The sequence below is a fragment of the Rickettsia endosymbiont of Rhinocyllus conicus genome (genome assembly GCF_964026465.1).
Taxonomy (GTDB): Bacteria; Pseudomonadota; Alphaproteobacteria; order Rickettsiales; family Rickettsiaceae; genus Rickettsia.
On record NZ_OZ032155.1, the window covers coordinates 152501 to 174937 of the forward strand.

The window sequence follows — 22437 nt, forward strand, 5'->3', positions numbered from 1 at the left end:
CTCCTCGCAATGACGTTTTTTATTCATGCAGCGATCTTAACTTTTTTCAAGGTCCTAGCTATCTTATCTAAACTACCTTTTATCGAACAATCTTGCAATATACTATCATATTTAATTACGATTCCTCCCATAATGGTAGAGTCTATTTCAAAATTTATTTTTACTTCTTGCTTTAACTCTTGTTCTATATTCGATTTAACCCATTCTTGTTCTTTTGGCTGCAATTTACTTGCAGAAATTACTTGCACTATTTTAATATTCTTGCTTTCATATAATAATTTACTATATGTGTTTGCTATATCTGCTAAGATAGAAGTACGGGAATTTTTTATCAATAATAATAAGAAATTTTGCATTATTTTGCTGATTTTAATATTTTTTACTAGCGAATTAATCACGCCAATTTTATCAACTTTATTTACTATAGGGGAAGATAACAGCTCTTTAACCTCTATATTATCTTCAATAATGCTAGTCACTAGATTAATTTCTTCAAGTATCTTATCTTGAGTATTATCAGATTTAGCATTATCAAATAACGCAGCTGCATAATTCTGAGTTAAAATATCTTTATTCATAGCTTAATACTTTGCACATTTTATATTTATATTATTATATATCGGATAATATTTTATATTACATTGATATTTTTTAGAATTTTCTAAAAGCTCTTGTATATCTATATTAGATTCTATTTGGTTCTTCTTAACCTCACTTACGTAATTCGCATCCGGCTTAGGCTGGCTAACACATTTTGAACGCATTTCATTATTGAAATAAGGAGTAAGAAAATATGCTAACTTATAACATATAAAAGTCTTCTCTGTTGTAGAATAATTATTATCAAAGTCAAAATCAACTTGAAAATCTTTTGATAATAACTCATAAACAATCGGAGTTTGAGATTTTAATGATAATTGATTCTCAGATTGAGCACTTAGCTTAGGCATCTTCCACAAAAGTACTAATAAAGAACTTACTACATATACTGTAAAAATTATTACCACAGCAGTAATTAAAATTTTTGTTATTTTATGTCTACTAAATGCACTTAACTCTTTATAAAATAACGTTTTTTTAAGATAAGCACAGCTGATCGCCATAAAAATTACCCCATAGCTACTTGCATATCTTTTAACACAACCTAAATCAATTCCACTAGGTGTGGAGTATATCATATTTGCCATTACTATATATAAATATAGTCTCCAAGCTAAAAATAAAAATACAATAAAGCATAAAATGGCAGTAATTACTAAAATTAAGAAACTTTTTAAATATTGAGGTTTATATTTATGTATGCTAATTCCAGTAAACAACAAAATACCATAAATACATAAAAATGATTTTTTTCCTAATGCTTTAAAGACAATATTAACATAAGAGGATATTATATTAATAGTTTTTGCTTCCTTATTAAATAATGAAGAAACTATTTTACAAATTGATCTAGAGAATGCGGCTCTCTTCCTAGAGCTACGTGAGATTCAACATACATAAACCAAAGATAATTTGTTAAAAATGGTAAAATTAATAATATTATTAATACCCCAATTTTTACACTCAAGGACTTTAATTTTTCATTATCATCTACTAACAAATTACAAAAAATCATTATAGAAGCAAACCACGACAACCATAAACCTACTTCTCTAAATAACGGCATAAATAATAAAATAGGCATTACCATTAATAATGCTTTATATTTATTATCTTCCAATATGAAAATAACTAATACTGACGAAAAAATAAATGCTATTAAACCATCATTATAAATTGCTCGCAGTACAAAACTTTCTTGAACAGGAAAGAGTAAAACTAGTGATACTAATAAAATAGTTTATACAAAATATTTATTTGCCATTAATGGTGCTAAGAATAGCATCTGTAAAATAAAATGACTTAACAATAAATCATTTTCGGAATAGCCGGGGAAGTATAACATAAAATAATGAAATATACTTGGACCCCGTGGATAATGTATATGTGAAGGTAAAATAGAGGTTAAACTATTTTGTGGGAATATATCGTTATAGCTTATCAATTCTTTAGTGTATACTGCCCAAAAAGCCAAATCATCCCATATATTTAGATAAGTAGTATGCAAAAAGAGATAATAACTAAAAGTAATAGCCGTTAAAACGCAAAGCTCTATTTTATACTGAAGAATGTTTGATCTTAATTCAGCAAATTTATATAAATCATATATAAGAGCTACTATACCTATAATAGTTATTAAGCAAGTGGCATAATATAATATTCCCGTTACAGAGCATAAAGTTAAGATTGCTACCAATATAGTAGTTACTATAGGCAAAAAAACGTAAATCTCGTTTTAAATATATTAGCAAAAAATCCCGCTAGCCCAAAAATACTTAGTAAAGGTAATATTATCATAAAGCATAATTAAATATGTATTGCCCTATCGTAAGCAGCTAGCACCGATTCGTGCATCATTTCCGATAAAGTCGGATGCGGGAATATGGTATTAATTAAATCTAGCTCTGTTCCCTCTAAATTCTTTGAAACTACATATCCTTGTATTAATTCAGTAACTTCTGAGCCTATCATATGTGCCCCAAGTAACTCACCGGTCTTAGCATCAAATATAGTTTTGATCAACCCTTCAGCGTCACCGCCAACTAGGGCTTTACCATTCGCCATAAAAGGAAACCTACCGATTTTTAGTTCATAGCCTAAGGCTTTTGCAGCTTCTTCCGTCAAACCGACACTTGCTATTTGCGGTGAAGAATAAGTGCAGCCAGGGATATTGTGCTTATTGATAGCATGAGGCTTTAAGCCTGCAATGTTTTCCGCTGCAATAATTCCCTCATGGCTTGCTTTATGTGCTAAACAAGGTGCACCTGCTACGTCACCTATTGCGTAAATCCCTGATTCTGCTGTTTGCATCAAGCCATTAGCAACTATATAACCATTTTCTACTTTAACTTTTGTCTTCTCTAGCCCTAGATTTTCAGTATTTGCTACAATACCTACTGCCATAAGCAGAATTTCAGCTTGTAATTTTTGTGTTTTACCAGCTATCTCTAGCTCGACTTCTAAACCATCTTTCGATTTTGTTTGCTTAATCAGCTTAGCATTTGTAATAATTTTTATACCTTTTTTCTCAAAGCTTTTATGGGCAAGGTTTGAAATCTCTATATCTTCCACCGGTAATATTTTGCTATGTGCTTCAATTACTGTAACATCCACCCCGATAGCATTATAAAATGAGGCGAATTCTATACCAATTACACCTGAACCTACAATAATCATAGATTTTGGCACATGCTGCGGTATCATAGCTTCCTTTGAAGTCCAAATTTGTTTACCATCTGGCTCGAATCCTTTTAAAACTCTAGCTCTTGCTCCGGTAGCGATAATAATATTATCTACTTTTATTTTAAGGTTATCATTAATATTTATTACCTTATTTGCTTCAAGCTTTGCTACTCCATCTATAACAGTAACTTTATTTTTCTTAAGTAGCATCTTAACGCCGCCAGCTAACTTATTTGAGATTTCTCTAGAACGCTCAACGATCTTCTTAATATCAATTTTAGCAGAACCTGCATCAACGCCATAATCTTTAGCATGTTTTATATACTCAAACACTTCAGCAGATTTAAGTAGGTATTTTGTCGGAATACATCCCCAATTAAGACACACTCCACCTAAATGCTCTTTCTCTATTAATACAACTTTTTTCTTTAATTGTGCTGCTCTAATTGCAGCAACATATCCGCCAGGTCCACCACCTATCACGGCTATATCATACTGTTCCATGTTGTTCTTATTTTGTTGGTTGGTTTATTTTGGTTACTTGGTGTCACAGGCATTAACGTCATTGCGAGGAGAGGCAAAGCCTCGACGTGGCAATCTCATAAAACAGTACTATATTCCTGAGATTGCCACGCCACTTTCAGTGGCTCGCAATGACGGAAATAGGGATGACATTAGGCTATACTACTTTTTAAGAACCATCTATTTTTCTCGTGCACTTTAATCCGTCCAATAATCATATCGGCGGTCCCTTCATCACCTTCTGCTTGTGCGATTTTTAAACCTTTATATAAAGTATCTATTATAATATCTTGATCTTTTACAAGGCTTTTTAGCATTTCATTTGCAGAAGCATTAGGGTTTGGCTCACTTATAGATGCTAGTTTTATTAAGTTTGATAATGCCGGAACTTTAGCATCTAAAGTTCTTATTCGTTCAGCTAACTCATCTAGACTTTCTGCCAAATCTTCATATTGCCCTTTGAATAATAAATGCAGGCTTCTAAATTCAGCCCCTTTAACATTCCAATGATAATTTTGTGTTTTGAAATATAAGGCATAGCTATCTGCTAAAACCTGTTCTAAAGCTTTTATTACTTGCATAATATATACCTCTAATAAATGAATAATTAGTAGATGAAGTTTTATTTGGAAAAGAGCAAGGCACTTTGAAGCTTATAACCGCAGCGTACATACTAGTACGTGAGGATTATAAGCAAAAAGTAACGCCGCCAATTTTTCAAATAAAACGAGTATACTCCTATAAATAAGAAGTTATGAACTTTTTGACTTTATAGTATTTCATTTAATACTTCAAGTAAGTTGTAATATTTGTGCTGATTTAATATGATTTTCGGTGTGAGAGGATAGAAGTACAATACCACCACTATTTGCTTTCATGACAATTAAGTTATTTAGTAAATCTCTATTTTCTTTACTTAAATTGGTTTCAACTTCATCAAGCAACCATAGATCCGACTGGCAAGCAATAAGCCTTGCTAAAGCTACAACTTTCTGCAATCCACTGGATAAAGTATAGCATTTTTCATCTAATAAATCATATAATTTAAAATAATGAATAGCAGCATCTAGAGTTTCTACTGAATTATAAATCTCTGACCAAAATTTTAGATTTTCAAAAACAGTCATCTCAAGCTTTAGACCTAAATTATGACCAATATAAGTACAGTAAGGTTTAGAAATATTGTTAATATTAAGATTTCTATAGAAAATATTACCGTTACTTGGCTGCATAATGCCCGCTACCATACGTAATAGCGAAGTTTTACCACAACCATTAGCTCCTTTTATATAAGTAATAGCAGAATCTAAAAAAGTAATACTTAAATTATCAAATAATTGTTTTTGATATATATTAAATTTTAATTGGTGAAATGATAGCATTTTAGTATAGCTCTAATAATACTATATCATGATTAGGGTTGTCATCTAACTTAGTTTCTAAAGCTTGGCTTCCAACATTTATATCAGTTACATTATCAGCAGAAGATGGCAATTTTTCATTTGCCATTTCTTCTCCTGTAAATAATTTAGAGAAAATTGTAGATAATATACCAGATTTTAATTTCATGAGTTTAGTTCAGCATCAGCCCCAGCAAGTTCTGTATTATCCTGATTTTCTTGGTTGTTACCCATTCCTAATTTTTCACGAGCATTTCTTAAAGCTTCTTTATGGTCCGATGCTTCAGGATTGACAACATGGCTTACATCTATCCCTGTTGCTTTATTGACCTCTTGACCAACTGCTCTACTTGCATCATCTAGCTTCTCATTTACGTCTTTAACTGTTTTTTTTATTCTGTTTTTCATATAGACCTCAATTTTAAGTTCTATAATTAGAGTAACACTTGAATCTTTTATAATCAACTAGAAAAATTTAACTAACAAATTCTCTACTGACAAATGAAATACATTTAAAATAGAACTTGGCATTAGACCGAAATAAATAATTAGTACTATTAAAGGGGCAATTGAGATTATTTCGTAACTATATAAATCTCTGAAATTAATGATTTCTTTATTAGTAATTTCGCCTAGCATAACTTCTTTATATAGCTTCAGCATGTAAACAGCACCAAGAATTATACCGAGAGCTGCTAGGAAAGTTGCCATCACACTTGCCTTATAAATTCCAAGCAGGCTTAAAAATTCACCAATAAATCCGCTAGTTCCTGGCAAACCGACAGAGCCAAGCATTGCAATCATAAAAAACGTTGCAAGCACCGGCATTTTACTTGCAACACCACCATATTTAGCTATCTCTTTAGTATGTAACCTTTCATATAAAGTGCCGACTATTAGGAATAAGCAGGAAGAAATTATACCATGGCTTAACATTTGGAATAATGCCCCGCTAACTCCGCTATCAGTGAAGCTAAAAATACCTATAGTAACATAACCCATATGGGCAATAGACGAATAGGCAATCATTTTCTTCATATCTTTTTGAGCTAAGGCGACAAGGGAGGCATATATTATAGCAATAACACTAAGCCAAATTACGTAAATCGCAAATTCTTGCGATGCATTAGGTAGAAGTGGCAGTAATACCCTTAAAAAACCATAGCCACCAAGTTTTAGTAAGATACCAGCAAGAATAACCGAACCGCTAGTAGGTGCTTGTACGTGAGCATCCGGTAACCATGTGTGAAACGTAATCATAGGAATTTTGATGGCAAAGGCAATAAAAATAGCCCACCATAAAATTTGCTGCACATGCAAAGGGAAATTATTAGTAAATTCGCCAATATTGCTTAAATCAAAGCTGTGAATCTTACTATAAATATATATTATCGATAATAAGAAAAATACCGAACCAAAGAAAGTATATAAGAAGAATTTAACAGCCGCATATATTCTATTCTCACCGCCCCATACTCCGATAATAATATACATTGGTACTAATATTACTTCGAAAAATAAGTAGAATAATAATAAATTTATTGAGGTAAATGCCCCTATACAAAAGGATTCCATTAATAAAAAACATACCAAATATTCTTTGATATATTTTTTAACAGTAAATAAGCTCCCAATAATGCAAATAAGAGTAAGAAAGGAAGTTAAGCTTACGAAAAATATTGATATACCATCAATACCTACATGAAATTCAAGCCCAATTTTATCAAGCCAGCTATATCGTTCAACAAATTGATAAGCAGGGTTTGAAGAATCAAATTCTATTAATATATATATAGTTGAGATGAATGTTAAAACACTACTCAGCACCGCAACATACATTGTATGTATTTGTTTGTCGGGCTTTTTGCTTTGACTAATGAATAGCAAAATATATAGCACACTTATTAGCGGCAAGAAAATAGTAATTGATATGATTGGTAATTCTAACATTTTTTTAAGATTTTATAAGTTTTTCGTCATTGCGAGAAGAAACTGAAAGTTTCGACGAAGCAATCCAGTAAAATGCATAGCATTTTTTATTAGTATTTTTAACTGGATCCCGTGAATAAATCACGGGATGACAGGGGAAAATGATCCACGTGGGCAAACCTTAAGCGGGAATGACACTACACGGCAACTAACCAAACAAAGTAACTAATTGTTACAACAACAAACAACACTACATATAAAGTATAATTAAAAATATATCCAGTTTGGGTTTTACCGGTTAAAATACTAAAACAATTAACACTCCTTGCAAAGCCATTAGGACCAAAACGATCAATTATTTTTTGATCACCAGAATAAAATAAACAAGCCAAGCAGTTAATAGGTTTTACTATTAAGAAATTATATAGCTCATCAAAATAGTATTTATTGATTAATATTTTAGATATGGTTGTCATCCCGTGGCTTGTCCACGGGATCCAGACTTTTTTATTTTTTTTCTGGATGGAGTTAGCAACCCACGGAATGACAGTGCCGATAACAATCCCTATTATTCCCACTATCATTGGTAATAATTTAATATGCAAAGGTGGATGAGTAACTAATAGCTTATAGACTTGTAAATTAAGTAAACTATCATGGAAATAACCATTCGGTTTATCCATTGAAAGCAGATAATAACCAATCATCCCACTGAAAAAGCTTCCTGCGACTAATAAGGTAAGGGGATTATTCATTACTTTAGGCGGTTCATGAGCGTGTTCGAAAACATCTTTTTCTAGTCTAGTTTTGCCATGGAATACCAACATAATAATTTTCATTGAGTAAATAGCGGTAAGTATTGCAGCTAATATACCAAATATAAACATAAATGATCCGCTGCTATAAACCGCTTCTAAGATCGAATCTTTTGAATAAAACCCTGCAAGCGGATAGATCCCTATTAACGCAAGCGAACCGATTAAAAAATTTCCATAAGTTATAGGCATCTTATTTCGCAGCTCACCCATTTTAAATATATCCTGCTCATGAACAGCATGTATAACGCTGCCAGCTGATAAAAATAGTAAGGCTTTAAAAAAGGCATGCGTTACTAAATGAAATATACCGCTATTATATGCTGATACTCCGCAAGCCATAAACATATAACCAAGCTGGCTACAAGTTGAATAGGCGATAATTTTTTTAATATCGTTTTGCATAATGGCAATGCTTGCAGCAAAAAGGCAAGTAATACCGCCGATGATCGTGATGAATTGTAGCACCATAGGGCTGTATTCAAACAAATATGAACAGCGTGCTACTAAAAACACTCCTGCCGTTACCATAGTTGCTGCGTGAATAAGAGCAGATACGGGAGTAGGTCCTTCCATTGCATCAGGAAGCCATACATGTAAGCCTATCTGTGCCGATTTTCCCATGCAGCCGATGAACAACAATAAGCAGGCAATATCAAGGATAGAAATTTCAAAATTAGCTAGTAATATTTTTGTATTAGCTAATTTCGGAGCAAGCAAAAATACATCCTCATAATTTGCTGAATGACAATAAAAAATAATCGTTATTACGCCTAAAATAAAGGCAAAATCTCCGACTCTATTTGCTATAAAAGCTTTAATAGCTGCTTTATTTGCCGATTCTTTTGAGTACCAAAAACCAATTAGTAAATACGAGCAGACGCCAACTCCCTCCCAACCAAAAAATAATTGTAAGAAATTATCCGCCGATACTAGCATTAGCATAAAGAAAGTAAACAGCGATAGGAACGATAAGAAGCGTACTATTCCCTTATCTTCCGCCATATAACCAAGAGAATAAATATGCACAACGCTAGATACCCATGTAACAGCTATAAACATTATGCTTGTTAGCTGGTCTATATAGATCGACCAATCTACCTTAAATTGGCTAATTTCAATCCATGACAATAATTTTATATGGATTATATGCCCGTTTAACCCTGTGTGATAAAATATTATTAATGCAAATAATGCTGATAAAGATAAAAACGATGTGGCAACTATAGACGCTAGTTTTTTATCTATTCTTCTTACAAATAATCCGTTTATTAAAGCGGAAGCAAGAGGTAATACAATAATCATTATAGCAATGCTTTGATACATCTTTATCCCCTCATCTGATTGATATCTGTGACTTCAATCGAGCCTTTATTACGGAAATATATTAGTAATATTGCAAGACCAATAGAAGTTTCAGCAGCAGCTATAGTTAGAATTATGATGCTGAAAATCTGCCCCGATAATTCTTGCATATATACCGAGAAAGCAACAAAATTTATATTAACTGCAAGCAGCATTAGTTCAATTGACATTAATATATTGATAATATTTTTGCGATGCATAAATAATCCAAGCATCCCTATAGTAAAAACTAAACTGCTCAAAATTAAATAGTGGTTAAGCCCTATATATTCATTCATATTTGATATTCTCAATTCCTTTGTTTATAAAAGGTTTTGTCATTAATATAGCATTTTCTTTATTATGTGAAAGTTGTTTTGCGATATTTTGCCGCTTTACTCCGTCACGTTTTCTAAGAGTTAACGTAATACAACCAATCATAGCAACAAATAAAATAAGTCCCGCAATTTGGAAAGGTATCATAAAATCAGTATATAATATTTTTCCTATTGCTTTAGTATTTGATACATCACTTGCTATGGCAAACGATAAATCAGAACTAAAATGAATATTTTTAGTACCAAGTAAAATAATTACTACTAAATCAGCAAACATAATCAAAGATACAAAAATGCTTAAGATAGGCTTTTCCTTTAGCTGCATTATAGCCTTATTAAAATGCATATCCAGCATCATTATCACAAATAAAAATAATACTGCTACTGCTCCGACATATATGACTATTAGCATCATTGCTAAAAATTCTGCACCAAGCAATATCATAAGTCCAGAGCCGTTAATAAAGGCAAAAATTAACCATAATACTGAGTATACGGAATTTTTGCTCAAAACAACGCATAGACTGCTAATTATGATTAATATTGTAAATAAATAAAAAAATATAGGCATGAGTTATTATATTGTGTTTCCTCGTCATTGAGAGGAGATATGCATGGCAGATGACGGAGGCAATCTCGTAAAGACTCCTGAGATTGCTTCGTCGCTCTCTACGCTCCTCGCAATGACGGGTTGTATATTAAACCAATAAAGCGTTAGCGGCAAACTTGTCAATCATTGGCATAAATAAGACCTCGAGTTGTTTACGTATTACTTCTTGATCTTCTATCTTTTGTCCGTCTTTGCTTAAATTTATTTCACCTTTTACTACATGACCCATCACTGCGTCAATAATAGCTTTCTTATCATGCTTACCATCCATATATCTAATAGCAAGTTTTTCAAAGAAATTAACCCCTACTGGCTCATGTTTTAAATTTGTAACCCACATATAAGGAGTATGGCTTGCTTGATGTATCACAAGCTTCGTAGTTTTAGGCTTATCAAGCTCAGGTGTCTCTCTATGTTTCTGAGTAGTGATATTAATGTAACCTTGTAATACTAACTTCATTGCGTTTTCCAAAAGCTCAGCTTTTATTTCATTTAATTTAGTACCATGTAGCTTTTTATTAGCTTCCTCGGTTATTTTCTCAAAACTTAGAGGGTTATTAAGATGCTCACTAAAAGTATATAAAATAGCTTTCATGTAGGGTGAAGCAGTTGTTAAATTACTATCTTTATTGCCGTTCAAAAAGAATGCTAAGCTTTCAGAAGCATTATTAAGATCAACTTCTTTAAGCGATTTTTCAGGAACGACATTGAAGATCATATTAAATTTCATTATGTCTTCGTTATTAATATTTCTGTTGATTTTTACATCACTATGACATAATAAAGTAGCTCTAAAACGACGATTTGTAATGAAATCCATATATTGTTCAGTTCTAACTATATCATTTACGACTTTTAACTGCTCTACCACTTTTTGTGGCATATTACCTAAATACATAGTAGAAAGGTTACAATCAGCTAAATATTGTAAATTATGCTTTCTAGCTTCATCCATAAATTCATGGAAGTAAAACTGAGCATTTTCTTCTTCTAAATGATCATGACGTAAATAATGATCTGTTTGTTTCGATAATAATCCAGCTTCGGTTTTTAATACTTCAGCATAAGGTGTTTTTGAATTCTCTAAGCTATCTTTAACAAAATCTAATAATAATCTAGATTGAGCTATTTTATCACGTACATTTGCAAATGAATTAGAATGATAAAGCATCATATCTCTAACTGTACGAACCATATTCCAGCCAGGTAGAGTATTATAACTGATATATGCTATACCGTTTTTGCTTAGGTTTTTATTACATACATCAAAAATTTTATCTCTAACGTTTTTTGATACCCAAGACATTACACCATGACAAATTATATAATCAAACTTATTTAAAGAATCATTAATATCAAGGATAGAACAATGATGAAATTCTATATTTTTCAGTCCGAGTTCTTTTACAGTTTTATTTGCTTCGTCAATTTGTACTTTAGATAAATCAATACCAACAAAATGAGCTTTTGGATAAAGAACAGCATGAGGAATTAAATTACCACCAGCAGCACAACCTAATTCTAATATTTTTGCGGTTTCCACATTAGGGGCATCTACACCGAAAAGAGTCGCAAGAGTGCTTAAATGAAAAGGATTAGTAAAGGAGTATGGATAGCTTTCATACGGCACTTCGTCATAAGTATTATGCTTTATTGCCCCATTAATAACAGGTTGCGTATTATGTTTTTCTTTCGTTGTTTTATCGTGACCATTAGGAAGATTTGAAGAATTACTAGCTTTTGAAGACATATTTTTTCCTTATAAGTTAGATTAATTAGTACAGTTGCGATAATTAGCGTCATTACGAGGAGCGAAGCTTTGTTGCATAAATCATTTATCCATATACGCCGACAATACCTCCTCACAATGACAAAGCTACCATATAAATATTTCACAGAATCTTTAAAATGGCAATCTATAAGTAAATCCTATACCAAATTCTCCAACACCTATAGTTTTTTTAATAGGTTTTGCGGGTAAAAATTGTCCTGTTTTCATATCAAGTGTGTCATAATTAATTCTCACCCGATATACTGTTTGTAATTTTGCAGTTAGATCTACACTAAAATTTGAAGAAAGAGATTTTGAAACTCCGAGTCCTGCTTGCCAAGCAACACAATTTTTATGTGTTTTTCTTACTTTAAAATAATCGCTATTTATAACATCCCATTTTGAAGAGGTAGGCTTAACTTTTACCTGAGCTATACCACCACCTATTATTATGAAAGGAGTAATACCATTCATCTCTTCTAAGTCATAAATAAGATTTAACATATATATGTTCGAAAATACTTTAGTATTCCCAGGAGTTTTAGGTATAGTTAAACCATTGCTTAAATTTTGTGGTGGTAATACGTAATGCAGACGATATTTAGGTTGATAAGTTGCCGAGAATTCAACAGATATTTGCGGATAAATCGTATAACCTATTTTTCCGCTATACATACCTGCCCTTTTTAAAATAATTTCGGTATTAGAATGTTTATGGCGAAATTTACTAATAACAGGTTCAACTACGCCGCCTTCTCCTCCTATATAAAAGCCGGTTTGCTCGTTTATATTTTCTTCGGCAAAAACAGCATTAGTAATAAAAATGGATAAAGCAACAGTAAATAATTGTAGTAATTTGATCATTATATTTATCTTGGAAAAATTTTTAAGGATATTATATCTTTAGCCTATTGGCGGTCAACTATATTTTTTCTAATTACAGAAGCAAATATGCCCAATAGCAATAAAGTAATAGTAACAGTTAAAGAAATATAAGCCGGAATGGCTATATAATGATGAATAAATATTTTAATTCCAATAAATATTAAAATTAATGCTAAGGAGTATTTGATATAGCTGAATCGTTCAACAATTTCTGCAAGACAGAAGAATAAAGCTCTAAGCCCTAAAATAGCAAAAATATTTGAGGTATAAATAATATAGGCATCATTAGTAATAGCAAATATAGCGGGTATACTGTCTATGGCAAAGACTAAATCTATTGCCTCTATTAATACCAAAGAGATAAAAAGAGGAGTAATATATAGTTTTTTATTACGTGTAACAAAGAATTTATCCCCCTCCAAGTTAGACGTAACATTTAGATATTTTATTATTGACTTATAAAGATAAGAATTTTGTATATCAAAGGTTTTATGAGATACATAAAAAGTTTTTACGCCCGTAACAATAAGTATCACGGCAAAAATATATAATAACCAGGCGAATTTATTTATAAGCATAATCCCGCCATAAATCATTACAGCCCTAAAAGCTATTACGCCAATTATGCCAAAGAATAAAACACGATGTTGATATTTTTGCGGAATCTTAAAAAATTGGAAGATAATTGAGATAACAAAGATATTATCAAGCGACATAGCCTTTTCAATTAGAAAACAAGTATAATATTCACGTGTGCTATCTGCTCCCATATTATAATAAATATAAATGCCAAATAAGCAGGATATTGTAAAATAGAAAAGGCTAAAGAGTAAGCTTTGTTTAAAACTCATTACTTCGTTCTTTCTATGAATAATTCCTAAATCAAGAGCTAGTAAAGCAAAAATTATGGTGTAAAAAATAACCCAACTCATAACTTATCTCAACATTCTATATTGCATATGGAAATATAATCCACCACCACCCATAACTCTTAACTGGAATTTTATAGTATTTTCTCCTTGTTTTAAATAAGACTTGATATCAATAGGTAAATTACTAGCCTGTAGTGCTTTACCCTGATCATTACCATTGTTACATTGGTTTTTATTATCTAAGGAATCAACAGATGATATAGGTGCACTAAGAACTTTTGTATCATTAACATATACAAGCGTGCAATCATCATACCATAAGTTTTCTATTCTAAAATAGTCAATATCTGACATAATTGCATCTAAAGTTACTTTAAAAGTTATAGTAAATAATTTAGTCTGATCTGGCTCATTAGTTGCATCTATTTTTGACCCATCATTCGGATTGAAAGCCATATCATTCGGATTCCATGAACTTTGTATAGGCGGTACATTTAAGTAAAAATCACCCGTCTTAGTATTAGGATCATAAGGGGTAGTAGGTCTTATTGTTGAAGGCGGAAAATTATTATCACCGATTACTACTGGTAAACCTTTTGATTCTCTACAGCCAATATTTTGTCCTAAAGGCTCAAATTCAATAGTTTTTTTATCAAAATTTGATAAACAATAACGCTTAAGGCTTGTTCCTTTTGGTTCCAGATTTGGATATGGATCTAAAGATGGATCTATTTCTACCCAATTAGGTGGACATCTACCAACTCTTAACTCTCCTATATCTGTTTCATCCCATAACGCATTACCATCAGCAGCTTGAGGAGACGTAATTGCGGAACAAACAGGAGCTAAAATAGGCGAACATAGATTTAACTCTCGCCAAGTTTTATCTCTTACATCTGAAACCTTAACATCATATGTTGGTTGATTAGGTTTTGCAGGATCATCACTAGGATAAAATGTAACTTTATAATATTGAGTAGCATCTAATATAGAGCCTAAATTAGATTTAGGTTCTAACCTATTTAAATAGTCTGTAGTTAAGACGCACACAGGAGTATTAGGATTATCATTATTAGTATAACAATTAGTATTATTAGCACAACTATAAATGGTAATACCTTTTCCTGCACCTGATAAAGTTTTTACTTGAGAACAACCGCTTGTACTTGCACATAAACTAAGATTTGCATAATTGGCAACTTCACTTTTAAATACGCTACAATCTACAGTATTTGACTGATCTAATTTAGCAAGCACACAATTTATTTGTTGATTATTATTAGGATTACCAGGTGTTGTTGATGGTGGTGGTGGTACAGGACTACAATGCTGGAAATTCTTAGGCATTAAGCAGGTATGCGTTCCACCTTGTACATATTTACCATTTATATATTCCAAATATTTTAAATAGACTGCATTTGGGTTCGGATTACCATTATTGTCATAAGGCGGTATATTATCTTTATATACGCCGTGAATTGTTATTTGGTTTAATGCATTAGGACCTGAAAATGGCATAGCAATATATTTATCATCCGGATATTTTAGCGGATCTTTAGGGATAAATGCAACAGAGGAACTATAATTATAACCAGCAAGCGTTACTATACTTTCTGTAGCATTAGGGTTATTAGGGTCAGGTGCTGCATATGATAATGGGGTTACAAGTGTGCTAGTTTGATCTATAATATTACTCTTATCATCTATTACTTGCATAGAAGCAACAAATTGTGGAGTATAATAGCTATTGCTTGGGCAGATAATTCCCGAATATTGTTTTTCACATTCATAAGTAGCTAAACTATATGAATCACTTACTCTAGGCACACATCCTGCTAAACTACTCGATTCAAATACACAGATATCTGCTGGATCTTGTGTATCTGTTTTAGTATTACTAATAGAAGCATAAAGGCTTCGAGGTTTATTGTTACTATCATTTAAAGTAAAGCTTTGCTGTATTGGCATTAAACTATCTTTATCTTGCTTTTGCTCTAAAGGAAATTGTACGCTTACATCAACAAACTGACCTATATTAGCTCCCCATATTTTTTGACAAGAAGTTGAGTTATTTGCTTCTGCAGTACCACAATCAGGTATATCGCTTATAAAATAATCACTAGGAGTTTCAAGGCTACCCATAACCTGCGAATATACTATTCTAAAACCTTGATTACAACCATTAGCAGTGACATCGCAAGGTAATTTTATATTTGTATTAATGCAAGGAGCACCATTTGAAGAACTACTACAAGGTTTAATAAAATCTGTATAAGCAGTGGCTACGTGAGCACTACTTGCTGAAGTAAATACCCCTTTTATTTCTACACAAGTATTAAGATCAGGATTGGTACCGGTACAAATCGGTATAAGATTATTAAAACTAACACGTACTGTATTATTAATAATATTATTTCTAACATTTGACACTACGCAAGGCAAGACAACGGAAGATTGATTAAAAGTTCCATCAGGGTTTTTAACACTACATACATTATTAACGACCGCAGGAACGCTAAGCTCGTTTAAACTTTTACAAAATGGCGGCGGGTAAGGACCTAAAGGTAATTGTACACAACCGAAAGAAAAATCATCTACAGAACCGTTTAAAGACCCAAAAGTTTCAATGATTGGTATTATTACCTTATTAGGGAAGAAATTAAATAGGTCACCTATAGCGTTAAGTACAGTTTGTAGTACTTTTATTATTTCTGAATCTTGACTTATCATACCAAGAAGTTTAGAAAGTAAACTCGGTATATTTGCCCCACCGAGTGTAGTAACTAAAAATTTTAATACTTGGGCAATTGGACTCAACTTAGTAGTTTTATGTAGGGGTTGACTATTAGGATTCCAGTCCACAAGGTCAGTATGTGCTCCTGAATCTGAAACAAGATTTACAAGACCTGGATCACTATATGCACAAAGCTTAGGGGAAGAAATAGTAAGTATTTGTCCGTCTACCCCAACTATAGTATCGTCACTATCGGTAAAACCAACTTTATTAAGATGAAATCCTGCAGTATATCCAGGATCAGCAGGGGAAGGATCAGAATTTATTCCAGGAGGAGGTGCCATTGCAGGCACTGCAATTCTGGCACAAACTCTAGTTAGCGGTAAGCCATAACCGGTTGGCCATAATACGCATTGTCCATCCCAATTTAAATTAGCGTTCTGAGACCAACAAGCAGCAGCATTACAACTTTGAATTCTAATAGTTATTTTAGGAGTAAAATAGGTACTGTCTGGTGACGCTTGAGCACATCTATTTAATACAAAAGGTACAAATCTACCAGGATAATCAAATTGTAATAAACAATTATCAGTACCACGACCATCACTTTTATTCCAAGGAGGACAATTTGCACCTGTTTTAAATGTCTTTGTTATTTCATTTGGACCTTTATTCCAAGTTTCTGTTCTTTCACTTTGTCCACAATTACAAGGATCAGTAATACAACCACCTATATCACCCCAAATACTGGCATGTGTATTAATTGAGCAAAATAGAAATAAAAAAAATAATAAATATTTTTTCAACACTTTGGGTAATTGTTATAAAATAGTTGTTAAATAGTCGTATATACTTCTAGTAAGAATTCTTATTAGAAAAGTTGGTATACGAAGATCAACTTCAAAAAGAGCAAGAAGTTCATAAGACGAGGAACGGAACGTATACTTAATACGTGAGTACCGGAGTACTTATAGAACGACGTAGCCAATTTTTGAAGTTCATCGAGTAGACTAGTCTACGTTTAATGCATCGTATAGATAATTAATCCAATTATCTGGTGGTCCTTGGTATTTTTCTAGCACTTCTTTATAGATAGCCATTTCTTCCTTTTTACTCGATAAAATACGCACGACCCCGACTAATGCTGCTATACTTAATTCTAAAGCTATAGATTCATTATCTTTATTAATTAAAAACATTCTACTAGTAAGTATTAATTGCGATAACTTACGTATTTCTGAGTCTGTTAAACCTAAAATCTCATCTAGATCTTCGATTTTTACATCAGACGGTAAAATAATTTTAGTATTAATTATTTCAAGCCATGCTTTTAAAGTATATTTCGGATATGCCTTAAGGTAAATAAAATTAAAATTACCTATAAAGACACCATTATTTTCAGATAAATTATTAAAAATTAAGCTTATATTATCACTATAAATTTCAGGTTTATAGAGTTTATCAAAACTATCTGCAGCAAATATTTTAGGTTTAGGACCTACTAAGCTTAAATGGTAAGTAAGTGCATAAACTACACTAGCACAAACACTTTGATGTTTTTTTAAGTTATTATTAAATTGTTCTAAATATTTTCTTTCACTTGGATAAAATTGCTTAGCAAAAGGTTCATCTGAAAGCTTATATAAATTAAGACCGACAATATTGCTTTCATTAATATTAAAAACTGATTTGTCAAATAAACCGCTATATAATTGTCCCTCTGTAAAACCTTTTAATTTATCTAATATTGTACTGCCACCCTCTTCTTTAAAATCTTCCCATTTTAAGATGTCAGAAAAAATTCGCTTTTCCTTATCAATTGACAAAATTTTACCTCTGAGTTTTTCTAAAAAAGTTAGCTCTACTTCATTAAGCGGTGAAATATAATGACCACTTAACATTTTTAAAAATTCTAAAATGAAAGCTTGCGATTTTTCTGTATCATCTACTAAAAATGGATTGATAATTTGTTTATCAACCTCTAACCATGTACCCTCTAATGCTTCGATAAAAATCTTAGAATCATTGCTATTAGAGATATAAATTATTGTTGGATCATACTTAGTTGATTCCGACACCAGAAAATTTAATAATACTGTTTTACCAGTTTTTTCTGTACCAAAAATACAAGTATTACCCCTACCAGTTTTATCATGAAAATTCATGAAATAAGGAGTACCTCTTTCTGTTCTAAGTAGTGTTAATGCTCGTCCCCAAGAAGTATATTGGCTACCTAAAGGTGAGTTGTGCAGAGCAGCCAGAGATGCTATATGATCTGACAATAAAGGCGACATTCTTCGTATGAAAGCAAAATTAGCCGGTAATTGTGCCCAAAATGTTTGTTCTATATTAAGGTCTTCTTTTACATGAACAATACCAAGTTTAAAAAGCTCTCTTGCAGCTTTTGCAACAGAAGCAGTAAGTTTATCTTCATCTTCTTCTATAACAGCAATTGAAATCTGTTGATTACAAAACTCAAAAGAAGATTTATTATCATTAAGTTTATTAATCCCTTTATGCTCAATTAAGTTATTATCATTAGTAATTTTTAAAATATAATCCTGCCCCTTTAAAGCAGCAGTCACTACTTTTTTATCAACAAAGTAAAATATCTCGGTTATTATTAATTCAAGCGGCAGCTGTAAGAACTTGTCAAGAGCTTCAGAAGGAGATTCTTGATATTCTTTGATAGATAACAAGGAAATAAATTTTTTATTTTGCTCCTGATTCGTGACTATCATTTTATCGCCGCTAATCGTATAAGTACTTCTACCTATTGCACTTGATAAATCTATTATAGGTACTAAACAATCACTATCGTTAATATTAGCTATTCGGTTATATAAAAATAAAGGTGCAGAAAATGTGTTTTCATTTTCAAATGTTATACCAAGCTTTTCTGCATCAAATTCATTTAAGTCATTCAAAATATTATTAGCAAGACTTTCTAGCTTCTGAACAGCAGATTCTAAATATTTATTTTCAAAGTCTACAATTAATTTAGTTGATAAAGAATTTATCAAGGAGCCAAAATTTTTAATTTTAATCTTGGCAGAATCATGTACTATGGAAATATATAAAGTATTAACAAATTTATCATTCCAGTGATTTTTTCTCTGCCATAATGCATGGATGTTAGCAGGTAATAATTTTTTATACGGAGTAGGATCGTCTAAATTTTGTCTTTCTCTTATTGTATGCATCCAAAAAGCAAAATCATAACTATTTGTATGCTTTTTTACAGAAGCTCTAATTATTTCACGTAAATTTTGTATTTTATCACTAATTTTTTCCGAACTGATACCATAGACTTTAATAATTTGTAGTAACTTACCATCCTTGGTAAGCAAAGTATGCTCATTATAGTGACATGCTATAGGTATAAAATTCGGAGCATTATAATTATATATATCCTTATCAAACTTTCGTAAACCACTAAACACAAATAACCTTAATTTAAATTAATTTGTTGTCATCCCTTGAAGGCTTTGTTGCATGGGTTGAGAGCCATCATTGCGAGAAGAAACTGAAAGTTCCGACGAAGCAATCTCAGAAATCATATGCTGTTTCATGAGATCGCCACGCTCCTTTTAGTCGCGTAGCTTATGACGGGAAAAACGAGCCATGTAACGATCCAGTCACAGTATAACACCAAGCTATAATCGCAAACACTTACTGCAAAACTTTATCATGTAATAAACATTATTACAAAACTTTACCTAATTATTTACGTTTAATAAATGATTATTCTTTAATATGCAGTGATTTTTTGTAACCCTCCCATGTAATTTACCAGAACATCCGGTACGGTTATTGAACCGTCTTCATTTTGATAATTTTCTAAAATTGCAACCATAGTTCTACCAATTGGTAATCCAGAAGCGTTTAAGGTATGAACTAAAGTAGTATCATGACTACCAAATTCCTTATATCGTGCTTTCATTCTACGTGCTTGAAAATCACCACAATTAGAACAGCTAGCAATTTCACGATACTGCTTTTGTCCAGGAAGCCAAACTTCTATATCATAAGTTTTTTGTGATGCAAATCCCATATCGCCTGTACAAAGTAGCATAGTGCGATAAGGTAATCCTAGTTTCTGTAGGATAGTTTCTGAAGCGTTAGTCATGTATTCATGCTCGTTTTTTGACTCTTCAGGTGTTGTAATAGATACAAGCTCTACTTTACTAAATTGATGCAATCTAATCATCCCTCTAGTATCTCTACCACTGCTACCTGCTTCTGACCTAAAACATGGTGTATAAGCAACAAGTCTCATAGGTAATTTTTCACGAGGAATAATAGTATCGGCAACCATATTTACTAACGATACTTCTGCAGTTGGAATTAACCTATAGCCGTTTGTGGTTGCAAAAGATTCATCGGCAAATTTAGGTAACTGACCCGCATTATACATAGCATTATCTCGAACTAGCACTGGAGGCGACACTTCAAGGAAATCAAACTCTCCAGTATGAATATCAAGCATGAAATTGGCTAAAGCACGCTCTAATTTTGCTAAATCACCTTTTAATGTTACGAATCTAGCACCTGAAATTTTTGCCGTTTGCTCAAAATCCATTAGATCTAGCTTTACACCAAGCTCAAAATGTTGTTTTTTATTTTGAGCATTAAGATCTACTTCTCCATGAGTACGAATTAATTTATTCATACTTTCATCAATACCATATGGCACTTCTTCATCAGGAATATTAGGAAGAGTATTTAATAGCTCATTTAGCTCATTATTATTATTTAAATCTTGTTCGAGTTCTTCTAGCTTTTCATTGATGTCCTTGACATCTCTTTGTAATCCTTCAAATTCCTCGCCGCTTTTAGGATTTATGTTACCTAAAATTTTTGACTTTACTTTACGTGCGTGCTGAAATTCTTGAATTAGATTAGTGATTTTTCTTTTTTTTCCATCAAGCTCTTCGATTCTTTTTGCCATAGGTTCAATAAATCTCTGCCTAAGCTTATCATCGAATAATTCTTGATTTTCTCTAATCCATTTAATATTTAGCATTTATGACCTCGGTTTTTTCTATATAATTACATATTATTATTGAAATTTCATATAATAAAAGCAGCGGTATTGCAAGAGCAAACTGGCTTAATATATCTGGAGGAGTTAATATTCCTGCAATAATAAAGTTAATAACTATCGCAAAACGTCTTTTTTGCTTAAGTGTTTCTATTGTAATTATTTTTAATATATTTAATATTATTAAAACAACTGGAAGTTGAAAGGCAACACCAAAAGCTATAATTAGATGAATAACTAGATTTAAATATTCACTAATCCTAGCTTCTAAAACTATCGGTACTATTAAATCACGCTTTTCAAAACTAAGGAAAAAATTCCAAGCTTTTGGCATTACGAAATAAAAAACGAAAATACTACCACACCAGAATAAAATAGGCGATATAAAAAGAATAAACGCAATAATTTTTTTTTCATGGCGATATAATCCCGGACTAACGAATAAGTAACATTCTAAAGCAATTACTGGTATAATAATAGCGAAAGCTGCAAAAGCTGCAAGCTTAATATAAGTAAAAAATGCCTCAGTAAGTCCAGTATAGATTATATTTCGTAAATTATCCTTACTTAGTTTAGCAAGCGGTTCTAATAAGAAACTATAAATATTATCACTAAAATAATAACAAATAGCAAATGCAACTATAAAAATAATAAATATTCTAGATAATCTTACTTTAAGCTCTGATAAATGTTCTTGAAAAGAATATAATTTCATAACTATATAATATACTTCTTTTTTTCTTTTTCAAGAATTGCTATTTTTCTTAACACACCCTAGCGTACTAAACTTGCCCTAAATTAGTAAATATAATTAATTTTTTAACTTTAAAAAGTAAATTTATTAATAAATTATCAATATAATATTATTTCAAAATTACAATAGGGGAATAA

General features: G+C 31.7%; 20 protein-coding genes. All 20 read right to left on the reverse strand.

Annotated elements, in window-relative coordinates; genetic code table 11:
• Nucleotides 1–23: 23 nt before the first annotated feature.
• Entirely contained in the window at nucleotides 24–578 is a 555-nt protein-coding gene (atpH, locus tag AAGD54_RS00780) for an ATP synthase F1 subunit delta (protein ID WP_341788671.1), read from the reverse strand.
• A 3-nt stretch (nucleotides 579–581) separates the two neighbouring features.
• Nucleotides 582–1178 carry a hypothetical protein gene (locus tag AAGD54_RS00785; RefSeq protein WP_341794753.1) on the reverse strand — a complete coding sequence of 199 codons (597 nt, stop codon included), beginning with the start codon at nucleotides 1176–1178 and terminating at the stop codon, nucleotides 582–584.
• Between the two features lie 254 nt (nucleotides 1179–1432).
• Nucleotides 1433–1720, reverse strand: coding sequence for a hypothetical protein (locus AAGD54_RS00790; protein WP_341794754.1), 288 nt, complete (start codon nucleotides 1718–1720; stop codon nucleotides 1433–1435).
• A gap of 120 nt (nucleotides 1721–1840) precedes the next feature.
• Nucleotides 1841–2317: a hypothetical protein gene (locus AAGD54_RS00795; RefSeq protein ID WP_341794755.1), complete on the reverse strand. Its 477-nt coding sequence runs from the start codon at nucleotides 2315–2317 to the stop codon at nucleotides 1841–1843.
• Between the two features lie 89 nt (nucleotides 2318–2406).
• Nucleotides 2407–3786: a dihydrolipoyl dehydrogenase gene (lpdA, locus tag AAGD54_RS00800; protein WP_341794756.1), complete on the reverse strand. Its 1380-nt coding sequence runs from the start codon at nucleotides 3784–3786 to the stop codon at nucleotides 2407–2409.
• A 170-nt stretch (nucleotides 3787–3956) separates the two neighbouring features.
• Nucleotides 3957–4385: a Dps family protein gene (locus tag AAGD54_RS00805; RefSeq protein WP_341794757.1), complete on the reverse strand. Its 429-nt coding sequence runs from the start codon at nucleotides 4383–4385 to the stop codon at nucleotides 3957–3959.
• A 210-nt stretch (nucleotides 4386–4595) separates the two neighbouring features.
• The gene (ccmA, locus tag AAGD54_RS00810; RefSeq protein ID WP_341788666.1) at nucleotides 4596–5186 is read right to left on the reverse strand and encodes a heme ABC exporter ATP-binding protein CcmA; all 591 of its coding nucleotides are present in this window, start codon (nucleotides 5184–5186) and stop codon (nucleotides 4596–4598) included.
• 1 nt (nucleotide 5187) lies between these two features.
• Nucleotides 5188–5373 (reverse strand): hypothetical protein, encoded by a 186-nt coding sequence (locus AAGD54_RS00815; protein WP_341794758.1) that lies wholly within the window; start codon nucleotides 5371–5373, stop codon nucleotides 5188–5190.
• Nucleotides 5370–5612 (reverse strand): hypothetical protein, encoded by a 243-nt coding sequence (locus AAGD54_RS00820; RefSeq protein WP_341788664.1) that lies wholly within the window; start codon nucleotides 5610–5612, stop codon nucleotides 5370–5372. Before AAGD54_RS00820 ends, AAGD54_RS00815 begins: the two co-directional genes overlap by 4 nt.
• Before the next feature lie 57 nt (nucleotides 5613–5669).
• Nucleotides 5670–7154, reverse strand: a complete 1485-nt coding sequence (locus AAGD54_RS00825; RefSeq protein ID WP_341794759.1) for an NADH-quinone oxidoreductase subunit M — start codon at nucleotides 7152–7154, stop codon at nucleotides 5670–5672.
• A gap of 176 nt (nucleotides 7155–7330) precedes the next feature.
• Nucleotides 7331–9274: an NADH-quinone oxidoreductase subunit L gene (gene nuoL / locus AAGD54_RS00830; protein WP_341794760.1), complete on the reverse strand. Its 1944-nt coding sequence runs from the start codon at nucleotides 9272–9274 to the stop codon at nucleotides 7331–7333.
• A 2-nt stretch (nucleotides 9275–9276) separates the two neighbouring features.
• Nucleotides 9277–9591 carry an NADH-quinone oxidoreductase subunit NuoK gene (nuoK, locus tag AAGD54_RS00835; RefSeq protein WP_016948103.1) on the reverse strand — a complete coding sequence of 105 codons (315 nt, stop codon included), beginning with the start codon at nucleotides 9589–9591 and terminating at the stop codon, nucleotides 9277–9279.
• Complete coding sequence (locus tag AAGD54_RS00840) at nucleotides 9584–10201, reverse strand: NADH-quinone oxidoreductase subunit J (RefSeq protein ID WP_341788661.1); 618 nt, start codon at nucleotides 10199–10201, stop codon at nucleotides 9584–9586. The genes nuoK and AAGD54_RS00840 overlap by 8 nt, the downstream gene beginning before the upstream one ends.
• Nucleotides 10202–10328: 127 nt before the next feature.
• Nucleotides 10329–11990 carry a class I SAM-dependent methyltransferase gene (locus AAGD54_RS00845; RefSeq protein WP_341794761.1) on the reverse strand — a complete coding sequence of 554 codons (1662 nt, stop codon included), beginning with the start codon at nucleotides 11988–11990 and terminating at the stop codon, nucleotides 10329–10331.
• 153 nt (nucleotides 11991–12143) lie between these two features.
• A complete protein-coding gene (locus tag AAGD54_RS00850; RefSeq protein WP_341794762.1) occupies nucleotides 12144–12875 on the reverse strand; it encodes a porin family protein in 732 nt (243 codons plus the stop codon).
• 44 nt (nucleotides 12876–12919) lie between these two features.
• Nucleotides 12920–13828 (reverse strand): TerC/Alx family metal homeostasis membrane protein, encoded by a 909-nt coding sequence (locus tag AAGD54_RS00855; protein ID WP_341788658.1) that lies wholly within the window; start codon nucleotides 13826–13828, stop codon nucleotides 12920–12922.
• Nucleotides 13829–13831: 3 nt separating this feature from the next.
• Nucleotides 13832–17311 carry a hypothetical protein gene (locus tag AAGD54_RS00860; protein WP_341794763.1) on the reverse strand — a complete coding sequence of 1160 codons (3480 nt, stop codon included), beginning with the start codon at nucleotides 17309–17311 and terminating at the stop codon, nucleotides 13832–13834.
• Nucleotides 17312–17512: 201 nt separating this feature from the next.
• Complete coding sequence (locus tag AAGD54_RS00865) at nucleotides 17513–19945, reverse strand: VirB4 family type IV secretion/conjugal transfer ATPase (RefSeq protein WP_341794764.1); 2433 nt, start codon at nucleotides 19943–19945, stop codon at nucleotides 17513–17515.
• Nucleotides 19946–20253: 308 nt separating this feature from the next.
• Nucleotides 20254–21528 (reverse strand): serine--tRNA ligase, encoded by a 1275-nt coding sequence (gene serS, locus AAGD54_RS00870; protein WP_341794765.1) that lies wholly within the window; start codon nucleotides 21526–21528, stop codon nucleotides 20254–20256.
• Complete coding sequence (gene tatC, locus AAGD54_RS00875) at nucleotides 21515–22261, reverse strand: twin-arginine translocase subunit TatC (RefSeq protein WP_341794766.1); 747 nt, start codon at nucleotides 22259–22261, stop codon at nucleotides 21515–21517. The genes serS and tatC overlap by 14 nt, the downstream gene beginning before the upstream one ends.
• Nucleotides 22262–22437: the final 176 nt, after the last annotated feature.

Excerpts from the sequence above, each read along its gene's own strand:
- serS (WP_341794765.1), bottom strand. The coding sequence starts at position 21,528 with ATGCTAAATATTAAATGGATTAGAGAAAATCAAGAATTATTCGATGAT.
- lpdA (WP_341794756.1), bottom strand. The coding sequence starts at position 3,786 with ATGGAACAGTATGATATAGCCGTGATAGGTGGTGGACCTGGCGGATAT.
- AAGD54_RS00845 (WP_341794761.1), bottom strand. The coding sequence starts at position 11,990 with ATGTCTTCAAAAGCTAGTAATTCTTCAAATCTTCCTAATGGTCACGAT.
- AAGD54_RS00850 (WP_341794762.1), bottom strand. The coding sequence starts at position 12,875 with ATGATCAAATTACTACAATTATTTACTGTTGCTTTATCCATTTTTATT.
- AAGD54_RS00815 (WP_341794758.1), bottom strand. The coding sequence starts at position 5,373 with ATGAAATTAAAATCTGGTATATTATCTACAATTTTCTCTAAATTATTT.
- AAGD54_RS00840 (WP_341788661.1), bottom strand. The coding sequence starts at position 10,201 with ATGCCTATATTTTTTTATTTATTTACAATATTAATCATAATTAGCAGT.
- AAGD54_RS00855 (WP_341788658.1), bottom strand. The coding sequence starts at position 13,828 with ATGAGTTGGGTTATTTTTTACACCATAATTTTTGCTTTACTAGCTCTT.
- atpH (WP_341788671.1), bottom strand. The coding sequence starts at position 578 with ATGAATAAAGATATTTTAACTCAGAATTATGCAGCTGCGTTATTTGAT.
- AAGD54_RS00825 (WP_341794759.1), bottom strand. The coding sequence starts at position 7,154 with ATGTTAGAATTACCAATCATATCAATTACTATTTTCTTGCCGCTAATA.
- AAGD54_RS00820 (WP_341788664.1), bottom strand. The coding sequence starts at position 5,612 with ATGAAAAACAGAATAAAAAAAACAGTTAAAGACGTAAATGAGAAGCTA.
- AAGD54_RS00805 (WP_341794757.1), bottom strand. The coding sequence starts at position 4,385 with ATGCAAGTAATAAAAGCTTTAGAACAGGTTTTAGCAGATAGCTATGCC.
- ccmA (WP_341788666.1), bottom strand. The coding sequence starts at position 5,186 with ATGCTATCATTTCACCAATTAAAATTTAATATATATCAAAAACAATTA.
- nuoK (WP_016948103.1), bottom strand. The coding sequence starts at position 9,591 with ATGAATGAATATATAGGGCTTAACCACTATTTAATTTTGAGCAGTTTA.
- tatC (WP_341794766.1), bottom strand. The coding sequence starts at position 22,261 with ATGAAATTATATTCTTTTCAAGAACATTTATCAGAGCTTAAAGTAAGA.
- nuoL (WP_341794760.1), bottom strand. The coding sequence starts at position 9,274 with ATGTATCAAAGCATTGCTATAATGATTATTGTATTACCTCTTGCTTCC.
- AAGD54_RS00785 (WP_341794753.1), bottom strand. The coding sequence starts at position 1,178 with ATGATATACTCCACACCTAGTGGAATTGATTTAGGTTGTGTTAAAAGA.